This is a genomic window from Xanthobacter autotrophicus (assembly GCF_029991245.1).
Lineage (GTDB): Bacteria > Pseudomonadota > Alphaproteobacteria > Rhizobiales > Xanthobacteraceae > Xanthobacter > Xanthobacter autotrophicus_C.
The window spans coordinates 1-407 of the sequence record NZ_JAIVFO010000425.1 but is presented as its reverse complement, the minus strand read 5'-3'; the positions used below and the strand labels follow the sequence as shown (position 1 = coordinate 407).

Genomic DNA, 407 nt, shown 5'->3' with positions numbered 1-407 from the left:
GTACAGGTACGCCTGGGTACGGCTGTCCGTGAGGCCCTTGCGCTCCTTGATGTCGTCCGGATAGGCCAGCTTCAGCATGTCCTTGATTTCGGCTTCCGACGCGCCATCGACCACCGGCGTCGCGTACGGCACGCCGTTGGTCAGGTTGCCGGCCATGGCCATCACCTCGTCGTCGCTCAGCTTCGACAGGTCTTCCTTGCGGCCGCGCGAGTTGTAGACCTCTTCGAGGAACGTGCGCATCTCGGCCGCCTTGGCCTGGTCGCGCAGCATGTCGCCGATGCGCTGGCCGATGCCCTTGCCGGCCCAGCCCAGGTGGACTTCCAGCTCCTGCCCGATGTTCATCCGCGAAGGCACGCCCAGCGGGTTCAGGACGATGTCGGCAGGCGTGCCGTCGGCCATGTAGCGCA

At 66.1% G+C, this 407-nt stretch carries 1 protein-coding gene; it reads right to left on the bottom strand.

Annotated features, from left to right (window positions below; genetic code table 11):
- The coding region (locus tag K9U41_RS23520) for a hypothetical protein (RefSeq protein WP_282643237.1) at positions 1 to 407 on the bottom strand (407 nt) is incomplete at both ends.